Source organism: Kocuria palustris, from assembly GCF_007666205.1.
GTDB lineage: Bacteria > Actinomycetota > Actinomycetes > Actinomycetales > Micrococcaceae > Kocuria > Kocuria palustris_A.
On sequence record NZ_VDOR01000003.1, the window covers coordinates 166,795 to 184,248 of the forward strand.

Annotated in this window: 14 protein-coding genes and 1 tRNA gene; 8 read left to right on the forward strand and 7 right to left on the reverse strand. The window is 72.0% G+C overall.

Annotated features, from left to right (window positions below; translation table 11 throughout):
• Positions 1–66 precede the first annotated feature (66 nt).
• The 3 genes from gndA to FSY66_RS04990 all read right to left on the reverse strand — a co-directional run bounded on the left by gndA (position 67) and on the right by FSY66_RS04990 (position 5,094).
• Positions 67–1,518 (reverse strand): NADP-dependent phosphogluconate dehydrogenase, encoded by a 1,452-nt coding sequence (gndA, locus tag FSY66_RS04980; protein WP_144791837.1) that lies wholly within the window; start codon positions 1,516–1,518, stop codon positions 67–69.
• An 87-nt stretch (positions 1,519–1,605) separates the two neighbouring features.
• The gene (locus FSY66_RS04985; RefSeq protein ID WP_260853465.1) at positions 1,606–4,215 is read right to left on the reverse strand and encodes a multicopper oxidase domain-containing protein; all 2,610 of its coding nucleotides are present in this window, start codon (positions 4,213–4,215) and stop codon (positions 1,606–1,608) included.
• Positions 4,216–4,425: 210 nt separating this feature from the next.
• Complete coding sequence (locus FSY66_RS04990) at positions 4,426–5,094, reverse strand: TetR/AcrR family transcriptional regulator (RefSeq protein WP_144791841.1); 669 nt, start codon at positions 5,092–5,094, stop codon at positions 4,426–4,428.
• Between the two features lie 154 nt (positions 5,095–5,248).
• Between FSY66_RS04990 and FSY66_RS04995 the strand changes: the two genes are divergently transcribed.
• The 3 genes from FSY66_RS04995 (at position 5,249) to FSY66_RS05005 (ending at position 7,935) form a co-directional block, all read left to right on the forward strand.
• Positions 5,249–6,139: an aldo/keto reductase gene (locus FSY66_RS04995; RefSeq protein ID WP_144791843.1), complete on the forward strand. Its 891-nt coding sequence runs from the start codon at positions 5,249–5,251 to the stop codon at positions 6,137–6,139.
• Between the two features lie 95 nt (positions 6,140–6,234).
• The gene (locus FSY66_RS05000; RefSeq protein WP_144791845.1) at positions 6,235–7,350 is read left to right on the forward strand and encodes an FAD-dependent monooxygenase; all 1,116 of its coding nucleotides are present in this window, start codon (positions 6,235–6,237) and stop codon (positions 7,348–7,350) included.
• A gap of 108 nt (positions 7,351–7,458) precedes the next feature.
• A complete protein-coding gene (locus FSY66_RS05005; RefSeq protein WP_144791847.1) occupies positions 7,459–7,935 on the forward strand; it encodes a DUF2000 family protein in 477 nt (158 codons plus the stop codon).
• 19 nt (positions 7,936–7,954) lie between these two features.
• Here the strand turns inward: FSY66_RS05005 and FSY66_RS05010 are convergent.
• The 4 genes from FSY66_RS05010 to FSY66_RS05025 all read right to left on the reverse strand — a co-directional run bounded on the left by FSY66_RS05010 (position 7,955) and on the right by FSY66_RS05025 (position 10,106).
• Positions 7,955–8,027 (reverse strand) — tRNA-Val (locus FSY66_RS05010).
• 130 nt (positions 8,028–8,157) lie between these two features.
• Positions 8,158–9,120, reverse strand: a complete 963-nt coding sequence (locus FSY66_RS05015) for a Sir2 family NAD-dependent protein deacetylase (protein WP_144791849.1) — start codon at positions 9,118–9,120, stop codon at positions 8,158–8,160.
• Positions 9,117–9,584, reverse strand: coding sequence for a peroxiredoxin (locus tag FSY66_RS05020; RefSeq protein WP_144791851.1), 468 nt, complete (start codon positions 9,582–9,584; stop codon positions 9,117–9,119). Before FSY66_RS05020 ends, FSY66_RS05015 begins: the two co-directional genes overlap by 4 nt.
• Positions 9,585–9,689: 105 nt before the next feature.
• A complete protein-coding gene (locus FSY66_RS05025; protein WP_186304428.1) occupies positions 9,690–10,106 on the reverse strand; it encodes a DUF3052 domain-containing protein in 417 nt (138 codons plus the stop codon).
• Positions 10,107–10,482: 376 nt separating this feature from the next.
• Between FSY66_RS05025 and aceE the strand changes: the two genes are divergently transcribed.
• From aceE to FSY66_RS05050, 5 genes are all read left to right on the forward strand, one after another.
• On the forward strand, positions 10,483–13,218 hold the full coding sequence (aceE, locus tag FSY66_RS05030) for a pyruvate dehydrogenase (acetyl-transferring), homodimeric type (protein WP_144791853.1): 2,736 nt from the start codon (positions 10,483–10,485) through the stop codon (positions 13,216–13,218).
• Positions 13,219–13,395: 177 nt separating this feature from the next.
• Positions 13,396–14,760 (forward strand): PucR family transcriptional regulator, encoded by a 1,365-nt coding sequence (locus FSY66_RS05035; protein WP_144791854.1) that lies wholly within the window; start codon positions 13,396–13,398, stop codon positions 14,758–14,760.
• A 78-nt stretch (positions 14,761–14,838) separates the two neighbouring features.
• The gene (locus FSY66_RS05040; RefSeq protein ID WP_144791856.1) at positions 14,839–15,750 is read left to right on the forward strand and encodes an ACP S-malonyltransferase; all 912 of its coding nucleotides are present in this window, start codon (positions 14,839–14,841) and stop codon (positions 15,748–15,750) included.
• 54 nt (positions 15,751–15,804) lie between these two features.
• Positions 15,805–16,872 (forward strand): beta-ketoacyl-ACP synthase III, encoded by a 1,068-nt coding sequence (locus FSY66_RS05045; RefSeq protein WP_144791858.1) that lies wholly within the window; start codon positions 15,805–15,807, stop codon positions 16,870–16,872.
• 264 nt (positions 16,873–17,136) lie between these two features.
• A complete protein-coding gene (locus tag FSY66_RS05050) occupies positions 17,137–17,382 on the forward strand; it encodes an acyl carrier protein (RefSeq protein ID WP_144791860.1) in 246 nt (81 codons plus the stop codon).
• The last annotated feature ends 72 nt before the right edge of the window (positions 17,383–17,454 follow it).

The following is a 17,454-nucleotide window of genomic DNA, read 5'->3' on the forward strand; positions in this document are numbered from 1 at the left end:
CACCCCCCCACCACCACCGGCGCCACGCCACACCCCCCCCCCCGTCGTCCCGGGCGGCGGGTCCGCTCAGGCGTCGATCTCCGAGCGGTCGCCGCTCCACAGCGTGTGGTACGCGCCCTCGGCGTCGGTGCGCAGGTAGGTGTGCGCGCCGAAGTAGTCGCGCAGGCCCTGGGTCAGCGCGGCGTTCGAGCGCGGGCGGCGCAGGCCGTCGTAGTAGGACAGCGACGAGGCGAAGACCGGCGCCGGGATGCCGCGGTTCGTGGCCTCCACGACCACGCGGCGCCACGACGGCAGGTACTTCTCGATCTCCTCGCGGAAGGCCGGGGCGAACAGGAGGTTGCGCGGGGCGGTCTCCTTGTCCTTGTAGGCCGCCATGATGTCCTCGAGCAGCTCGGCGCGGATGATGCAGCCCGCGCGCCACAGCGAGGCGATCTTGTCGAGCTCGAGATCCCAGCCGTGCTCGGCGGAGGCCGCGTCCAGCATCTCCAGGCCCTGGGCGTAGGCCACGAGCTTGGAGCAGTAGAGGGCGCGGCGGACGTCCTCGACGAAGGCCTCGTCGTCGACCGTCGTGGGTTCGGGGACGCCGGCGGGCAGCACCTTCTGGGCCTCGAGCCGGGTGTCGCGCTCGGTCGAGGACAGGGCGCGGGCGAACACGGACTCCGCGATGCCCGTGACGGGCGAGCCGAGCTCGAGCGCGGCCTGCACGGTCCAGGTGCCGGTGCCCTTCATGGCCGCGGCATCCACGATCACGTCCACGAGCGGCTCGCCGGTGCGGGCGTCGACCTGCTTCAGGACCTCGGCGGTGATCTCGATCAGGTAGGAGGCCAGCTCGGTCGTGTTCCACTGCGTGAAGATCTCGGCCTGATCGGCGGGCTCCACGCCGCCGACCTGCCGCAGCAGCTCGTAGGCCTCGCCGATGACCTGCATGTCGGCGTACTCGATGCCGTTGTGCACCATCTTGACGAAGTGGCCGGCGCCGTCGGTGCCGATCCAGGCGCAGCACGGCGTCCCGTCCTCGGCGTCCGCGGCGATGGACTCGAGCATGGGCCCGAGCGACCGGTACGACTTCTCGGAGCCGCCGGGCATGATCGAGGGGCCGTTCAGCGCGCCCTCCTCGCCGCCGGAGACGCCGACGCCCACGAAGTGCAGGCCCTTCTCCGCGAGCGACTGCTCCCGGCGGATCGTGTCCGGGAAGTGCGAGTTGCCGCCGTCGATGATGATGTCGTCCTCGTCCAGCAGCGGGACGAGCTGATCGATCACGGCATCGACCGGAGCCCCGGCCTTGACCATGATCAGGATGCGGCGCGGCTTCTCCAGCGAGTCCACGAGCTCCTTCATGGTCTCCGTGCGGATGAAGTCGCCCTCGTGGCCGTGCTCGGCGAGCAGCGCGTCGGTCTTGCCGACCGAGCGGTTGTGCAGGGCCACGGTGTAGCCGTGGCGGGCGAAGTTGCGGGCGAGGTTGGCGCCCATGACCGCGAGGCCGGTGACGCCGATCTGGGCTTTCTTCTCTGAGCTCATGGCGTCAGCCTAGCCATGTCCCCGGACAGCCGCGGGGCGGGTTCAGGAAGTTGCCTCGGCCCCCGCGCAGCCCGGTCCCGCCGCACCTCAGCGCACCTCGAGCGTGCCGGTGGCCCCGGCCTCGGCCTGGTTCATCCGGTGGTCCACGATCGTGTAGTCGCCGGGCGAGCTGGCGTCGAACTCGACGAACCCGCCCTGCGCCGGTGCGAGGTCGAGGGCCTGGGCGCCGCCATCGGCGCCCCCGAAGGCATCCCGGCCCCCGCGCAGCGAGTAGGCGCCCTCCTTGTAGACGGTGTCGAACTGCTCGCCCACCACGTGCAGGCTCATGGCGCGGTTCGGCCCGGCGTCGACGGCCCACAGCCGCACGCGATCTCCGACGGCCGCCTCCAGGGGCTCCTGCTCGTACTGATGGGCGATGCCGTTGAAGGCCAGCAGATCGGGGTCGTCGTCGGCCACCGACTGCGCGTCGACCGGACGGGCCTGCTCGCGCGCGATGCCGGGCTCTCCCGCGGCGTCCTCGCGGTCGAGGTGGATCTCGGAGCGGACCAGCACGTACTCCCGGTCGACCTCGGGCAGCCCCGGCGGCTCGATGATCACCGCGCCGTGCATCCCGCCGGCGATGTGGGAGGAGATCGGCGCCGTCGAGCAGTGGTAGAGCCAGGCACCGGCGCGCTCGGCGGTGAACTCGTAGACCAGCTCCTCGCCCGGCGCGATGGTGCGCATGGGGGCGTCCGGGGAGACGTCGCCGGCGTGGAAGTCGACCGAGTGGCCCATCGAGCCGTCGTTGACCAGGGTGATCTCGAACCGGTCGCCCACCCGTCCGCGCAGCGTGGGCCCGATCTGCTGCCCGTCGAAGGTCCAGCGCTCCTGCCAGACCCCGGGGGCTACCTCGAGCGGCTGCTCGGAGACCTCGAGCCGGATCCGGTGCACCGTCTCCTCCCGGCGCCCCGGAGCAGTCGGGTCGACGGTCCGCTCGAGCGCCGCGCCGGGCACTGCGCCGACCCCGGCCTCCGGACCGGCCGCCCCGCTCTGCGCCGAGGGCCCGGAGTCCTCGCCGCCCTCGACCTCGACCTCGAACGTCATGCCCATCTGGGCGTGGCCCACGACGGTGCACTCCCCCGTCAGGCTCTGCCCGACCACCCCCAGGTCGATCTCGGCGCTCTCGCCCTCGGACAGCCGCGGCGTGGTCTGCCCGCCGATCCGGAGGTCGTGGACGTTCGCGGCGTCCTCGTTGGTCAGCTCGATCACCACGCGGTCCCCGGCCTGGGCCTCGACCGAGCTCGGGAAGTAGTGCATGTCGCGGGCGGCGACCTCCGCCCGGACGGTCTCCCCCGTCGGCTCGACCCCCGCGGCCGTCTCGGGCGCGCCCGCCGCCGGTCCCTCCAGCCGGTCCTGGACTCCGAGCCCCAGCCCGACGGCGAGCGCGAGGACCGCGATGCCGGCGGCGGAGCCGGCCGCGCCGAGCCCGCTCGTACGTCCGGCGGCCGAACGCCGCCCGGACCGGGCGGAGTCCTCGCAGCTCCCGGCCATCGCCTCGCGCTTGGCGCGCACCCCGGCGCGGATCCCGAGCACCGTGAGCGGCAGATAGCACGCCAGCGCCGCCAGCACAGCCGTGGAGACCGCGATCCGGACCCACGGCGGCAAGGGCAGCAGCCAGATCAGCAGGCCCAGGTTGATGATCGTCAGCCGCAGCGAGGCACCGCGCTCGAACGGCTCGGACGCGGCCTTCACGACGCGCGGCCCCCCGCCCAGGACCGTCGGCAGCAGCCGCGCCATGGCCCCCATCACGAGCTGCAGGAGGAAGCCGACCGTCCAGACCCCGCCCAGAGTCGGGTAGACCTCGGCCAGCCGAGCGTCGTCCAGGCCCAGGACGGCGGCGCCGGTCAGCAGCAGAGCCGCGCAGAACCAGAGCATCGCGGCGCCCATGGAGGCCGGCGCGAACTCCCGCACCCGCGTCCGGCGCAGCGCCGAGACCAGTGTGCGGCCCCACAGGATCAGGCCCGCCGCATAGACCGCGAGCCCGGCGGCCGCAGCGACCCGCATACCCGCCAGGGAGCCCGCCACCACCACGGCGAGCCCTGCCAGCAGGATCGGCAGCGCGCGCCGGGCGAATTCCCCGGAGCGCGGGTCCATCCGCGTGCGCAGGGCCGTCGGCCAGAACGTGACCAGGGTCCCGACGACGCTGAGGCCGACCCATCCCAGCAGCATCGTCATGGTGTGCGCCACGAGCAGGCGCGCATGGGCGGCCTCCCCGAGCCCGAAGGCCAGGGCCGCCCCGAAAGCGGCCCCCACGGGCAGCAGGATCCCGGCGGCGGTGTAGTACCGGACGCTCACGGCGAAGCGCGCCGGCAGCGACGCGCGCAGGCTGCGCACCATCCAGCGGACGTGGGCCGCCACCGCACCGCTGACGACCGCGGCGCCGAGCGCGACGAGCCACCACTGCACGAGCGGCACGCCGATGAGCACGGCCGCGGTGCCCAGCGCGAGCGCGCCCAGCCGCCGTCCCTCCCGCTCCCGGTCGTCGTCGCCTCCGCGCACCTTCAGCAGGGCTCGGGTGAAGTACGCGCTCCAGACCATGATCGAGTGGGTGATGATGCCGAGGCCCACCAGATGGATCAGCAGCCAGGTCGATTCGGGGACCCAGGTGTGGGTCAGAGCCACGGCCAGGGCCAGCAGCATCCAGACGATGACCGCCATGTCCCGCCATCCGCGCCGCCGCGACGACGTGCGGGTCGGACGTGCTGCGGAGGGAGCGGAGGACGAGGGCATCACGTCCCCGACGATATCGCCGCGGCATATCGGCTGATATGTCGGAGATCAATGATGCGGATCACTGCGACGGCCCGCCCCGGGGTCGCGGCGGCCGGGAGCTCGGCGACCGGGGGCCGGTCGCCGAGGACGCCCGGCTCAGTCCTGGGGCCCGGAGCCCAGGAGCACGTGGGCCTGCAGAGTGGTCAGCGGCGCGACGGGCAGCGGCGACGCGTCGCCGCTGCGGGGCCGCAGGCCGTCGAGGGCGATCCAGAGGTACCGGCGGTAGAGCTGATCGACGTCTGAGCGATCGGGCACAGTCGGGGCGTCCTGCGCGGTCGTCGCGATCGCCGTGAGGGCGACCTGCAGCAGGACGAGGTCGGTTCCGGTCACGTCGTCGCGCACCGCGCCGGCATCCCGAGCGCGATCCACCAGCCGGTTGACCAGGGGGGCCAGCCGGTCGCGGCTCCAGTCGAACCTCTGCGGCGGTGCGAACTGCCCCGAGAGCACCTGCGCCACCCCGCGGTCCTCGGCCTGGATCGCCAGGGAGCGCTCGAGGTAGGAGACCACCCCGGTCCAGGGATCGGACTCGGCCAGCGCCTCGCGGAGGATCGCCTCGAGCTCCTCGACCTGCTGGACGAGGATCGCCTCGATCAGCTCCTCCTTGTTCGCGAACCGGCGGTAGGCCGTCCCCACGCCGACGCCGGCCCGATGGGCGACGTCGTTGAGGGTCGCGCTCAGCCCGCGCTGCGCGAACACCTCGCGCCCGGCGGCGAGCAGCCGCTCGCGGTTGCGGGCCGCATCGCTGCGCAGTCTCGGTTCCGACATGATCGCCACCCTATCAACCGGATGCATCATATCCGCTTCCCTGCTATCGTCACTCATGTGGATGCGGAGTATCCGGTTCAGGGTGCTCGCGCCACCGGCAGCTGGGGATCGTGCCAGATGGCCTCGGCCCATCTCTGCGGAAGGGACCACCACCATGACGACCACAGCACCGCGACTGAGACTGCACAACGGCGTCGAGATGCCCGCTCTCGGCTTCGGGGTCTTCCAGACCCCGCCGGAGGAGACGACGGCCGCGGTCGAGGAGGCCCTGCGCGTCGGGTACCGGCACATCGATACCGCGGCGGCCTACGGCAACGAGCGCGAGGTCGGCGAGGCCGTCCGCCGCTCCGGCCTCGACCGGTCCGAGGTCTTCCTCGAATCGAAGATCTGGATCAACGACTACGGCTACGAGGAGACCCTGCACGCGTTCGAGAAGTCCGCCGGCAAGCTCGGCGTCGAGCAGATCGACCTGCTGCTCCTGCACCAGCCGGTCACCGCGCAGTTCGAGTCGACGATCCAGGCCTACAGGGCTCTCGAGACCCTGCTGGAGCAGGGCCGCGTCCGCGCGATCGGGGTCAGCAACTTCATGACCGGCGACCTCGACCGCCTCCTCGCGGAGACGACCGAGGTGCCGGCGGTCCATCAGATCGAGGTGCACCCCTACTTCCAGCAGCCCGAGGTGCAGACCGCGAATGCCCGGCACTCGATCCTGACCCAGGCCTGGTCCCCGATCGGCGGCATCACCTTCTACTCCGACGGCGGCGGGAAGAGCACGCTGGACGACGAGGAGATCGCCGACATCGCTCGGGCGCACGGCCGGACCCCGGCGCAGGTCATGCTGGCCTGGCACCTGCAGCGGGGCCGCTGCGCGATCCCGAAGTCGGTCACCCCCGCCCGCATCGCCGAGAACTTCGACGTCCTCGGACTCGAGCTCGCGGGCGACGAGCTGGCCCGGATCGACGCGCTCGACACCGGAGTGCGCGGCGGCCCGGACCCCTCGTCGATCACTCCGGAGAGCTTCAGCATCGAGATCCCCGAGGCCTGATCCGGACGGCCTCCCCATCGCGGTGCTCCCGCGCCCGTCGTCGGCGGTCGCGGGAGCACCGTCACATCGCATCATCTCCAGGAGAGGAGCGACGGATGATCGAGACGCCGACCGGGCTGCGCGTCCTCGTCGTGGGCGGATCGCTGGCCGGCCTGATGGCCGGCATCGCGCTGGCGCGGGAGGGGCACCGCGTCACCCTGCTCGAGCGCGCCGATCGCGACCGCCCATCGGGAGCCTCGCTCGTGGTCCGCGAGGCCGACCTGCGCAGGGTGCTCGGACCCGAGCACGCCCGCGCCGCCGCGCGGATGGCCGGGCCCGGAGGCGGGGACCCCGGCTCCGACGTCCCCTCCACCTGGGCGGGCCTGCACGAGGGCCTGTGCCGAGCCGCCGAGTCCGAACCCGGCATGGTCATCCGCCACCGCACGCGCGTCGGGGAGATCGGCCAGGACGACCAGGGCGCGTGGGCGCGCGCCGACGACGGGCGGACGTGGACCGCCGACGTCCTGGTCGGGGCGGACGGCTATCGAAGCCTCGTGCGCCGGACGGTCGCCCCGGATCATCCGGAGGCCTCCTTCGCCGGGTACGTCCTCTGGCTCGGGGTCGCCGCCGAGCGCGACCTCGGCCGGATCCGCGACTGGCCGCGGGGTCTCGACCTCATCGACAGCGGGGACCACCTGCTGCTGGGCTACCCGCTGGCCGGCGGGGACGGCTCGACCGCTCCCGGGGACCGGCGCCTGGGCTGGGCGTGGTACGACGGGACCCGCAACGACCTCTTCCGCCGCCGCGGGGCGGTCCGCGGCCGCACCGGGCGCCACTCGCTGCGCTCCGAGGATCTGGACGAGGCCGTGCATCGGGAGCTCGCCCGCGAGGCCGGGCGGCGATGGCCCCGCCCGTGGCGCGATGCGATCCTCGACTCCGTCGGCGGAACGGGCTTCGTGGGCACCCCGATCACCGAGTACGTGCCCGACCGGCTGGCGGCCGGCCGCCTGGTGCTCATCGGCGACGCCGCCCACGTCCCCACCCCGATGACCGGGCGCGGCTTCGGAACTTCGCTCGACGACGCGGCCGCCCTGGCACGGCACCTCAGCGGCAGCGGCCCGGCCGACGCGCCCCGCGGCCTCCGGGCCTACGAGGCGGAGCGGCTCGGCCCGGGGCAGCAGCTCGTGCGGTCCGGGCAGGCGTTCAGCCGCTCCTTCGCCCGCTCCGCCTGACGGTCTCCCGACGAGCCCGCCGCGGGCTGCGGGCTCCGGGCGGAGAGCCTCGGGCGATGCAAGGAACGTACAAGACCGCAGGGCGCCCCGATCGCCAGACTGCGGAGCATGGACGACCCGCAGCAGACGCCCCAGGCCCCGGAGACGACATCGCAGAGGCCTGCCGCCCCGCCCCGCTTCGACACGAAGGTCGTGGTCGTGCTGGGCGAGGATCTGGCCCCGTGGCAGGAGCTCAACGTGACGGCCTTCCTCATGTCCGGCATCGCGACCAGCGCCCCCGGTCTGACGGGCGAGCCGTATCGCGATGGCGACGGGACCGAGTACCTGCCGATGCTGCGCGAGCCGGTGCTCGTGCTGAGCGCCGACGCGCAGCTCCTGAGCAGGGCGCGCGCCAAGGCCGCGGCGCGCGAGGACGTCTCGCTGGCGATCTACATCCGCGAGCTGTTCGGCACCGGACACGACGAGGCCAACCGCGCCGAGGCGGCCGCGCACGCCGCGGCGGATCTCGATCTCGTGGGGATCGCCCTGCGCGGGCCGCGCAATGCGGTCGACCGGATCGTGAAGGGAGCTCGCTTCCACGCCTGAGCGGCGTGCCCGGGGCCGGTGGGCCCTACCGGGATCGAACCGATGACACCTGCGGTGTAAACGCAGTGCTCTGCCAGCTGAGCTAAAGGCCCTGGAATTGGAGGCATCGGGTGGAAGACTTTCGCAGCCGCCATCACCCGATGCTGCGGCAACATTACCCTCGAGTCACCTCGCGCAGCACGGCCCGGCCACAGGAATCTGTGCAGAACCTGGTGTTCTCCATCACGATGCCGAAGAACGTGCCGAAGACCTCGACGCAGCCGAGGCAGCCGCCTCCGTCAGGTCCTCCTCGGCGGCGAGCAGGAACTCGTCGACCCGGGCGTCGATCTTGACGGCCGCATCGGCATCCGAGCGGGTCTGGCCGTGGTTGACGATCACGACCGGCTTGTCCTCGCGCACGGCCCGGCGCACGAAGCGCCGCGCCGAGTGGACCGTCAGGGAGGTCCCCAGCACGAGCACCGCCTCGGCCCGGTCCGTGTGGTGCCAGGCGCGGGCCACGACGTCGGGCGCCGCGCTCTCGCCGAAGAACACCACGTCCGGCTTGAGCACCCCTCCGCACACCGGGCACGGCGGAACGCGGTAGGTCCCGCCGGCGTAGGCCACCTCGGCATCGGCATCCGGGGCGAAGTCGATGTCCTCCGGGTCCGGCGAGGCCGCGGCCGCCTCCGGGTTGAGCCGGTCGAGCAGGTCGGACCAGACCTGACGCGGGATCAGCGTGCCGCACCCCAGGCAGCGCACCCGGTCGTAGCGGCCGTGCAGATCGACCACGCAGCGGGCCCCTGCGCGCTCGTGCAGACGGTCGATGTTCTGCGTGATGATCCCCTGCACCGCGCCGGCGGCCTCGAGCCGCGCGAGCGCCAGATGCGTCGGGTTCGGCTCGGCGTCGGCGAGGTTCCGCCACCCGATCTGATTGCGGGACCAGTAGTGCGCCCGGCGCTCCTCGGAGCCCGTGAACTCCTGGTAGGTCATGGGCTGGCGAGGCAGCGCGTCCGGGCCCCGGTAGTCGGGGATGCCCGACGCGGTCGAGACGCCGGCGCCGGTGATCACCGCCGTCCGCCGCCCGGCCATCGTCGCGAGGACACGCGGGAGCCCGTCCCCCAGGCTCAGCGCCGCGGGGTCGGGGAAGAGATCCGGGGTGTCCCTCGGGCCGTAGCCGGCCCTGAGGACGCGGACCGGTGGCGTCACGCCTCGGCCGCGGGGAGCTTGGCCAGCGCCTCGCGGTAGCGGTCGACGGGCCGCGGGGAGCTGATCTCGGAGGTGAAGCGATCGACCACGATGCCGTCGCCGTCGATGAGGAAGGTCGTCCGAGTGGCCATCCCGGAGTCCTCGTCGAACACGCCGAAGGACCGCGCGGTCTCCCCGTGCGGCCAGAAGTCGGAGAGCAGGTCGAACTCGAGGGACTCCTCGCGGCCGAAGGCCTTGAGGACGTACGAGGAGTCGGTGGAGACCGCGAGCAGCAGGGCATCGGCCTCCTGGACCTCGTCCATCATGTCCTGCAGCTGGCACATCTCGCCGGTGCACACCGACGAGAACGCGAACGGGTAGAAGACCAGGGCCACGGCCCGGCCGCGGTGCTCGGAGAGCGTCACGTCCTCGCCGTACTGGTTGGTCAGGGAGAAGTCGGGCGCGAACTGGCCGATCTCGATCATGGGTCTCACCTCGCGGCGGCCCGGGCGGAGCACGAGGGCTCGTGGGGGTCGCGGATCATCGTGCGGTTCGGGGGTAGGAGCTGGCCGGGCGGCCTGCCGGGTGCCTCAGTGGTTCCGCTTGGGCGCCAGGCGCAGCGCCGTCCAGTCCTCGCTCACGCCGGCCCTCGACGTGGTGTGCAGGCCGGCCGTCGAGCTGGCGGCCTCGACGTCGGCGGGGCTGACGTGGTGGTCCCGGCCGGGCTTCGGAGTCATGAGCCAGACGGCACCGCCGGTGTCCAGCTGGGTCTGGGCGTCGACGAGCGCGTCGATCAGGTCCCCGTCGCCGTCGCGCCACCACAGCAGCACCGCGTCGACGACCTCCTGGTCGTCCTCGTCGAGCAGCGCCGACCCGGTGAGGTCCTCGATGCGCTCGCGCAGGTCGAAGTCGACGTCGTCGTCGTATCCGAACTCCTGCACGATCGCATCCTCGGGCAGCTTCAGCTCCCCCATCGTGTCGTCCGCGGCGGCGTTGGCCTCGCCCACTTCACTCTCCTTCGTCGGCGCGCCCGGTGGGAGCTGCGCCGTCGTCGGCCGCGCTGGACGCGGCTGCTTCGGTCCTTCCCGGACCGCAGATGCGATCCGGCTCTCGTGCAACACAACACCTGTTGCGCCTGACGTGCAAGGAGCACGGCAACCCCCGGACCCGCCGGAGCGCCCGTCGCACCGGCCCGGCGGCGCCGGCTCCGAGCCCGCGGCTGTGACCAGAAACGCATGCCCTGCCGAGCAACGTGCGGCACCCGCGTGGACGCGGGAGAGCACAGGATGTTGGATGATGGTCTGAGGACTTCCGGTGGCGCCGCCCGCACAACGGGCAGCAGCCGCCCGGACCGCCGCCGCACTCGACGAAGAGAGGTTGATCGTGGCATCCGAGAGCAACAATCACATCCTGAGCGGGCTCACCAGCCAGCTCACCGACTCCAACACGGAGGAGACGGAGGAGTGGGTCGAGTCCCTGCGGGACCTCGTCCGGACCCAGGGCACCGAGCGCGCGCAGTACATCATGCGCGCTCTCCTGCAGGACGCGGGATCCCAGGGCGTCGGCGTCCCCATGGTGACGACCACCGACTACATCAACACCATCCCGGTGGATCAGGAGCCGGAGTACCCCGGCGATGAGGAGATCGAGCGCCGCTACCGCGCCTACATGCGCTGGAACGCCGCCATGATGGTCCAGCGCGCCCAGAAGCCGGAGATCAGCGTGGGCGGGCACATCTCGTCCTTCGCCGGCGTGGCCACCCTCTACGAGGTCGGCCAGAACCACTTCTTCCGCGGGGCCGATCACCCCGGCGGCGGCGACCAGGTCTTCTGGCAGGGCCACTCCTCGCCGGGCAACTACGCCCGCTCCTACCTCGAGGGCCGGCTCTCCGAGGAGGACCTCGACGGCTTCCGCCAGGAGAAGACCAAGGAGGGCCACGCGCTGTCCTCCTACCCGCACCCGCGCATGATGCCGGACTACTGGCAGTTCCCCACCGTCTCGATGGGCAACGGCCCCATGGACGCGATCTACCAGGCGCAGTTCAACAGCTACCTGCACAACCGCGGCATCAAGGACACCTCCGACCAGCACGTCTGGGCGTTCCTGGGCGACGGCGAGATGGACGAGCCCGAGTCGCGCGGCGTGCTCCAGGTCGCGGCCAACGACAAGCTCGACAACCTGACGTTCGTGGTCAACTGCAATCTGCAGCGCCTCGACGGCCCGGTGCGCGGCAACGGCAAGATCATCCAGGAGCTCGAGGCCTTCTTCCGCGGCGCCGGCTGGCACGTCATCAAGGTGGTCTGGGGCCGCGAGTGGGACGAGCTGCTCAAGAAGGACACGTCGGGCAAGCTCGTCCAGATCATGAACGAGACGCTCGACGGCGACTACCAGACCTACAAGGGCGAGTCGGGCGCGTTCATCCGCGATCACTTCTTCGGCCGCACGCCGGAGACCAAGGAGCTCGTCGCCGATCTGTCGGACGACGACATCTGGAACCTCAAGCGCGGTGCGCACGACTACTTCAAGATCCACGCCGCGTACAAGGCGGCCCTCGAGTTCAAGGGCCAGCCGACCGTCATCCTGGCGCAGGGCGTCAAGGGCTACGGGCTGGGCCCGCACTTCGAGGCCCGCAACGCGACCCACCAGATGAAGAAGCTGACCGTGGAGGACCTCAAGTCCTTCCGCGACCACCTGCGCATCCCGATCGAGGACGAGCAGCTCGAGGACCCGTACAACGCCCCGTACTACCACCCGGGCGAGGACGCCCCCGAGATCCAGTACCTGCTCGAGCGCCGCAAGGAGCTGGGCGGCTTCCTGCCGGAGCGCCGCCACGAGCAGAAGGAGATCGCGCTCCCGTCGGACAAGGCCTTCGCCTCCGCCAAGAAGGGCTCGGGCAAGCAGCTCGCGGCGACCACCATGGCGCTCGTGCGCACGCTCAAGGACCTCATGCGCGAGAAGGAGTTCGGCCACCGCATCGTGCCGATCGTCCCGGACGAGGCGCGCACGTTCGGCATGGACTCGTTCTTCCCGACGGCCAAGATCTACAACCCGAACGGGCAGAACTACCTCTCCGTGGACCGCGAGCTCATGCTGTCCTACAAGGAGTCGGAGCAGGGCGTGATCCTGCACCCCGGCATCAACGAGGACGGCGCGACCGCGCAGTTCCTGAACGCGGGCACCTCCTACGCCACCCACGGCGAGGCGATGATCCCGTTCTACCTCTTCTACTCGATGTTCGGGTTCCAGCGCTCCGGCGACGTCTTCTGGGCGGCCGCCGACCAGCGCGCCCGCGGCTTCATCATCGGAGCGACCGCCGGGCGCACCACGCTGACCGGCGAGGGCACCCAGCACGCGGACGGGCACTCGCCGATCCTGGCGAACACCAACCCGGCCGTGATGACGTACGACCCGGCCTACGGCTACGAGATCGCCCACATCGTCAAGCGCGGCATCGAGCAGATGTACGGCACGCAGGACGAGGACCACGACGTCATGTACTACCTCACGGTGTACAACGAGCCGATCCAGCAGCCGGCCGAGCCGGAGGACGTCGACGTCGAGGGCATCCTCAAGGGCATCTACCACCTGAAGGCCTCCGAGCAGGAGGGCCCGCGCGCCCAGCTGCTGGCCTCCGGCGTGGCCGTGCCCTGGGCCCTCGAGGCGCAGAAGCTGCTGGCCGAGGACTGGGGCGTGTCCGCCGACGTCTGGTCGGTGACCTCCTGGACGGAGCTGCGCCGCGACGCGATGGCCGCGGAGAAGGACGCGTTCCTGAACCCGTCGGAGGGCGTGCGGACCCCGTACGTCACCCAGGCGCTCTCCGGCGCCGAGGGCCCGATCGTGGCCTCGACGGACTACGCCTCCGAGGTCCCGGACATGATCCGCCAGTACGTCCCGAACGACTTCGCGACGCTCGGCACGGACGACTTCGGCTTCGCGGACACCCGCGCCGGCGCCCGCCGCTGGTTCCACGTGGACTCCCACTCGATGGCGGTCCGCACCCTGCAGATGCTCGCCAAGCAGGGCGAGATCGACGCCGACACCGTGCAGAAGGCGATCGACAAGTACGACCTGCTCAACCCGAAGGCCGGCACCTCCGGCAACGCGGGAGGCGACGCCTGATCCTGCGCGGATCGCCGCTGCGCAGCCCGCGCTGAGCGGCTGCCGCAGCACCTCCGGGGCCCGGGACGGATCGTCCCGGGCCCCGGTCCGTCCCGGGGACGCGCCGTCGTCCCCGCCTTCTGCATGCGGGCCGCCTGCCGGGCGGCGCCTCGACAGCGGTGTCGTATCCTGGCGCTCATGGCCAAGGACACTCCGACGGACCCCGATCCCCGGGCCGCAAGCCCCCTGACGGCGGGCACCCGGTGGTTCCTGGGCCCCAAGTCCGGCAAGGCCTCCCGCCGCTCGGCGCGCAAGGCCGAGCCGATGCCCGGACGCAAGACGCTGGACCGGGTGCGCACCAATGTCGCGCCGCTGTCGGACGTGGCCGTCGAACGGCTGAACGAGGACCTGCCCTGGTTCTCCGAGCTGCAGGCCAAGGACCGCTCGGAGCTCGGCCTCATGGCCCAGCGGGGCATCGCCGGCTTCGTCTCGTGGTGCGAGGACCCCGAGGACGACCAGCTGCTGTCCACGCTGTTCCGCGAGGCGCCCACCGATCTGACCAGCGCGATCTCCCTGCACCAGGCGCTGCAGGTCCTGCGCGTCGTCGTCGACGTCGTCGAGGACCAGGTCCCCGAGCTCGCCACGGGCAGCGATGCCGCCGTCCTGCGCGACGGCGTGCTGCGCTTCTCCCGCGACATCGCCTTCGCCGCCGCCGACATCTACGCCCGCGCGGCGGAGAACCGCGGCTCGTGGGATGCGCGCATGGAGGCGGTCGTCGTCGACGGGCTGCTCAGCGGCGAGCGCAGCGACGCCCTGCGCTCGCGTGTGGCCGCCCTGGGCTGGACGTCGGGCGGCCCCGTGACCGCGATCGTCGGCACGAGCCCCGAGCAGACCACCCCGGCCGTCGTGGCGCGCATCCGCCGCGTGGCGGCGCGGCACTCCTCCGACGCCCTGGTCTCCATCCAGGGCAGCCGCCTCATGCTCATGCTCGCGGACATGGAGCACTCCGACCGCGCGCTCGGGCGCCTGGCCGGGCTCTTCGGCCCCGGCCCCGTCGTGTACGGCCCGGAGGCCGAGTCGCTCTTCTCGGTCACCGCCTCGACCGGGCCTGCGGTGTCCGGGCTGGCCGCTGCCCGCGCCTGGCCCGCCGCTCCGCGCCCCGTGCACTCCGAGGAGCTGTGGCCCGAGCGGCTGATGACCGGCGATCTGCAGGCCCGCGCCGCGATCGTCGAGCACATCCACGCTCCCCTGGCCGCCTCGACCACCGGCCTGGAGGAGACCCTGTCGACCTTCATCTCGGTCGGGCACTCCCTCGAGGCCACGTCGCGCGAGCTCTACGTCCACGCGAACACGGTGCGCTATCGCCTGCGGCGGATCTCGGATCTGACCGGGTGGGACCCGCTCGTGCCGCGCGACATGTTCGTGCTGCACTGCGCACTCGTGGCCGGGCGCCTGGCCGAAGGCTCGGATCGGACCGCCGGATCCGGTGCCGATGGCGGACTCGCACAGTCCTCGCGGTCCGGCCGCCGGGCCGTCTCGGAGGCCGCCGGCCCGGCGTTGTAGGGACCGGACAAAGGACCGTCGGCGGCTTCGTGTGTGCCGCAGTGCCCGCAGCAGGGGCAGGCATGATGGACTTCTGCGGTGATAGCGATCCTCTGCCCCGGACAGGGTGCCCAGAAGCCCGGAATGCTCACCGAGTGGCTCCCGCTCGACGGCGTGCGCGAGCACCTCGAGCAGCTCTCGGAGGCCGCCGAGCTCGACCTCATCCGCTACGGCACACAGGCCGATGCGGAGACCATCAGGGACACGGCTGTGGCCCAGCCCCTGATCGTGGCCGCCGGCCTCATGGCAGCTCGCGTTCTGCGCCGCGAGCTCGATGCTCGCGACGACCTACTGTTCGCGGGCCACTCCGTGGGCGAGATCACCGCCTCGGCCCTTGCCGGCGCGCTGTCGGAGGCGGATGCCATGGCCTTCGTGCGCACGCGCGCCACCGCGATGGCCGAGGCGGCCGCGCAGACGCCGACCGGCATGTCCGCGGTGCTCTCCCCCAAGGAGGACGCCGTCCGCGAGGCCATCGAGGCCGCGGGCCTCACCCCCGCCAACGTCAACGGCGGCGGGCAGATCGTCGCCGCCGGCTCCCTCGAGGCCCTCGAGGCCTTCGCCGCGGACCCGCCAGAGCGCGCCCGCGTGGTGCCCCTGCAGGTCGCCGGGGCCTTCCACACCGACTACATGTCCTCGGCCCAGCAGCCCCTGCGCGAGCTGGCGCCGACGCTGTCGCCCAGGGACCCGAGCTCCCCGCTGCTGTCCAATGCCGACGGTCGGGCCGTGGGCTCCGGTGAGGCGAACCTCGGATCCCTCGTGGACCAGGTCTGCCGCCCCGTGCGATGGGACCTGTGCATGGCGGAGATGAAGCGCCGCGAGGTCACCCAGCTCGTCGAGCTGCCGCCCGCGGGTACGCTCGTGGGACTCGCCAAGCGTGCCCTGCGCGGCGTCCCGGCGCTGGCCGTGAGCTCGGCGGACTCCCTCGCGGACGCCCGCAGCGCCCTGGCCTGAGGTCCGAGCACGGACGCCTTCGAGCACATCGACGATCCACGAGGAGACGCGCGCATGGTGACGCTGAACCAGTACACCCCGACCGCCCATTCCCGCATCCTGGGCATGGGCGCGTCCCGCCCGGACGTCACGGTCACGAACGACGACGTCTGCCAGTGGATCGAGTCCTCGGACGAGTGGATCCGCCAGCGCACCGGCATCGTGACCCGGCACCGCGCCGACGAGTCCACGACGGCTCTGGACATGGCGCTCGAGGCCTCCCGGGAGGCGCTGCAGGCCTCGGGGATCGAGGGGTCCCAGCTCTCGGCGGTCATCGTCGCGTCCATCTCGCACCCGTACCAGACCCCCTCGATGGCCGCTGTGCTCGCGGATCGGATCGGGGCCACGCCGGCGGCGGCGTTCGACGTCTCGGCGGCGTGCGCCGGCTACTGCTACGGGATCGCCCAGGCCGACGCCCTCATCCGCTCGGGCATGTCCGAGCACGTGCTCGTCGTCGGCGTCGAGAAGCTCTCGGACGTCATCGACAACGGGGAGCGCTCGATCAGCTTCCTGCTCGGCGACGGGGCCGGGGCCGCCGTCGTGGGCCCGTCGCAGACGCCCGGGATCGCCCCCACCGTGTGGGGCTCCGACGGCTCGAAGGCCGAGGCGATCCGCATGACCCATCCCCTGACCGACCTGCGCGTGATCGAGCAGGGCGGCGAGCGGCCGTTCCGCGCCGATCTGGCGGACAAGGAGACCGGCGAGATGCCGGCCGACGCGCCTCTGACCCCCACGCTGCGCCAGGACGGCCAGACCGTGTTCCGCTGGGCGTCGTTCGAGGTGGCCAAGAAGGTCACGGAGGCGCTCGAGGCCGCCGGGATCGGCCCGGAGGACCTCGGGGCGTTCATCCCGCACCAGGCGAACATGCGCATCATCGACCAGATGGCCAAGGTCCTGAAGCTGCCCGAGTCCGTGGTCATCGCCCGCGACATCGCCGATGCCGGCAACACCTCGGCAGCCTCCGTCCCGCTGGCCGCGCACCGGCTGCTCCAGGAGCACCCGGAGCTGTCCGGCAAGCCCGCTCTGCAGGTGGGCTTCGGAGCGGGGCTGGTGTTCGCGGCGCAGGTCGTGATCCTGCCCTGAGCTGCGGCGCCTCGGGCGATCCCCTCAGCGGAGACCGCCCCCGCTCCTGCCGATCCAGCGGCCGGAGAGCACGCGGCCCGCGCCGTCCTCTCCGGGGATCGGAAGCCTCCGCGGCCGGCGGCCCGCCGGCCGTAGAGTGAGCACCGCACACACGACATGGGTCTTCCGGAACCCGCCCGAGGAGACCGGAGACCACCGGACGGCATCCGCCGGCCGGTTCGATTGGGACGGCCCCGCACCGGGGCCCGATGAAAGGAAGACAGCATGGCGAGCAAGGAAGAGATCCTGGCAGGTCTGGCCGAGATCGTGAACGAGGAGACCGGCCTGGAGACCGACGCGGTCCAGCCGGAGAAGAACTTCACCGAGGACCTCGACATCGACTCGATCTCGATGATGACGATCGTCGTGAACTGCGAGGAGAAGTTCGAGGTGACCATTCCGGACGAGGAGGTCAAGAACCTCAAGACCGTCCAGGACGCCGTCGACTTCATCGACAACGCCCAGGGCTGATCGGCCCCCGGGAGCCCGCGGCCGCGCGCCGTGCCGGGTTCCTCGCCGCGCGCATCGCGCGGCCCGAGGACA